This is a genomic window from Microcoleus sp. BM001215392, assembly GCF_036700185.1.
In the GTDB taxonomy this organism is placed as follows: domain Bacteria; phylum Cyanobacteriota; class Cyanobacteriia; order Cyanobacteriales; family Microcoleaceae; genus Microcoleus.
The window spans coordinates 1-2,155 of the sequence record NZ_JAUBOJ010000636.1; the positions used below are offsets into that span (position 1 = coordinate 1).

At 43.1% G+C, this 2,155-nt stretch carries 4 protein-coding genes and 1 pseudogene; 2 read left to right on the forward strand and 3 right to left on the reverse strand.

Annotated features, from left to right (window positions below; genetic code table 11):
- Both QT974_RS33635 and QT974_RS33640 read left to right on the forward strand, forming a co-directional pair.
- Positions 1 to 92: photosystem II protein D1 (locus tag QT974_RS33635; protein ID WP_333275821.1), on the forward strand; the 92-nt coding region annotated here is incomplete at its 5' end.
- 197 nt (positions 93 to 289) lie between these two features.
- Positions 290 to 868: a Uma2 family endonuclease gene (locus tag QT974_RS33640; protein ID WP_333472698.1), complete on the forward strand. Its 579-nt coding sequence runs from the start codon at positions 290 to 292 to the stop codon at positions 866 to 868.
- 143 nt (positions 869 to 1,011) lie between these two features.
- Here QT974_RS33640 and QT974_RS33645 read toward each other — a convergent pair whose 3' ends face one another.
- From QT974_RS33645 to QT974_RS33655, 3 genes and pseudogenes are all read right to left on the reverse strand, one after another.
- Positions 1,012 to 1,236 carry a type II toxin-antitoxin system HicA family toxin gene (locus QT974_RS33645; protein WP_333058538.1) on the reverse strand — a complete coding sequence of 75 codons (225 nt, stop codon included), beginning with the start codon at positions 1,234 to 1,236 and terminating at the stop codon, positions 1,012 to 1,014.
- Positions 1,237 to 1,238: 2 nt separating this feature from the next.
- A complete protein-coding gene (locus tag QT974_RS33650) occupies positions 1,239 to 1,448 on the reverse strand; it encodes a type II toxin-antitoxin system HicB family antitoxin (protein ID WP_293133322.1) in 210 nt (69 codons plus the stop codon).
- A 61-nt stretch (positions 1,449 to 1,509) separates the two neighbouring features.
- A pseudogene (locus QT974_RS33655) lies at positions 1,510 to 2,155 on the reverse strand (ATPase); the annotation flags it as partial.

Genomic DNA, 2,155 nt, shown 5'->3' on the forward strand with positions numbered 1-2,155 from the left:
TGCACGAGCGCAACGCTCACAACTTCCCACTCGACTTGGCCGCTGGCGAAACCACTCCAGTTGCTTTGGTTGCTCCTTCCATCAACGGTTAATTCTTAACCTTAGATAATCAAAAAGCGCTCCTAGAAATAGGGGCGCTTTTTGTTTGGGGAAAAATCAGACTCGGCGGTTGAAACCGCGTCTACACAAACGAAGTCCGCCTCCGCGGACTAAAGAATGGAATATTAGGATAGGCTCCAAGTTTTGGAAGTCGTATATTATGGAAGAGCGATCGTAAAAGGTAAGTCAAATGGTTGTCGCAGCTTCTAAAGCAGGATTGGGTACAGGTGTGGCTTTCCTGTCAAACGTGACATGGGAGACTCTGGAAAAGTTGGATGCAGATTTGGCGGATACTGGGGCGCGTTTAACTTATTTGGATGGGTGTTTAGAAATTATGACTCCTTTATCTGAGGCTCATGAAGAACCTAGAAATACTTTAGGTCAGGTTTTAGAAGTTTATATGCGGACGAAAGACATTCGTTTCTACGGGCGAGGGAGCACAACCATCGGGATGAAGGAGTTGGGTGCACGGAAAGAACCAGATGAGTCTTATTGTTTGGGTACGCGCAAGTTGGTTCCAGATTTGGCGATCGAGATAACAGTGACGAGCGGTGGAATTGATACGCTGGAAATCTATCGTCGGGTGGGTGTGCGGGAGGTTTGGTTTTGGGAAGATAGTGTAATTTCGGTTTATTGTTTGCGCTCTACGGGGTATGAGTTGGTTAGCAAGAGCGAACTGTTGCCGGAGTTGGATTTGCGATCGATCGAGTTTTATTCGCGGATGGCAGATCAATATGATGCGGTGAATGCTTTTATGCGATCGATGTAGAAGTCCAGAAGTGCGATTAAAAAAATCATGCTTTCCCCTCACATTTTGCCTTTGCGGGAGTTTGTTTCCATGCAGTTTCGGTTCCGAATTTCGGTAGTTTTGCAGCAATTTGGGCAAAAAGTAGTCACGTAGTTCACGTCAACTCACCGTGACTCCAACATTTCCTCAACTGTCAAACCAATATCAATTGCAATCCGCTGAAGCAATCTAGGTGATATATCACGCCCTTTATGAAAAGGAACAGTAGTTCCTCGCCCATCTTGGTGACGGAACTGCTTATGTGAGCCTTTTTGACGCACCTCTACAAAGTCAAGGTTCTCTAGTATGCGGACTATTTCCTGTGGTTTCAGAACTGGGATATTGCTCATGTTTATCGGATCACAATCTGTTGTGTACCTATAAACTCAGTCTGAATGACGAGAGTATCATCTTCGAGGAGCATCTCAATTACCTCGCGCAGATTCTCGTGTAACTCATCCAAGGTTTCTCCCTGGGAATGCGCCCCAGGAAATCCAGGAATATAACCAACGTAAAGCTTGGTATCAGAATCTTTTTCGATAATAGCGGTAAATGTTTTCATAAGATTCGCTTTCTATTCGTTAAATGTAACAAATGTAATCTCTCATAGATTATATAATATTTCACCTGTACTGAATGTATGCTTTGAATACGGGATTGAGAAAAAACTTCGATCGCCCTCCTACTAACACTTTTTCCACTAAGCCACGTCGCCCTAAAGATTGTATGGCTTGCCACAATTGCGATTTGCATAAGTCACTATCAGCAGGTTGTTGTGAAATATCTACAGCTTCATTTTGACTTGCTAACCAGTAGCCCACCTTTTTCTCGGACTCCGATAAACGCTCTAAGTGAGCTTCTAAAATAGGTTCTAAGTCACCTAAATAAATATCATTTTTATCTGCTAAAAACCGGGAAACGCTACTGTCAAATAATTCGACAATGGTTGAAGCGATGATATTTAGCCAGGAAGGATGACCTTGATAAAGGGCTATCAAGTCTGACCATTTTTCCTCATCTGTCAATTCTTTTTCTCTAAGAATTTCTGCCGCTTGTTCCCCTAATCCTTGGAGGTGTAAGGTTCGTGCGGGTCGGTTTACTGCTTCTAAAGCAGTAATTTCTCTGGGTTTTTCCCAACTGAGGAGGATTAAACAACTCTGGTGAGAGGATGTGGCAATTTGTTTGAAAAATTTGCCGTAGTCTTCATAGCCTGTTAAATATTGACCTGCTAATTGACTGCTTTTAAAAATATTCTGTACGTCATCAAGG

What these genes read in the sequence shown, in the direction of transcription:
- QT974_RS33645 (WP_333058538.1), bottom strand. Translation starts at nt 1,236, where the DNA reads ATGAGCAATATCCCAGTTCTGAAACCACAGGAAATAGTCCGCATACTA.
- QT974_RS33650 (WP_293133322.1), bottom strand. Translation starts at nt 1,448, where the DNA reads ATGAAAACATTTACCGCTATTATCGAAAAAGATTCTGATACCAAGCTT.
- QT974_RS33640 (WP_333472698.1), top strand. Translation starts at nt 290, where the DNA reads ATGGTTGTCGCAGCTTCTAAAGCAGGATTGGGTACAGGTGTGGCTTTC.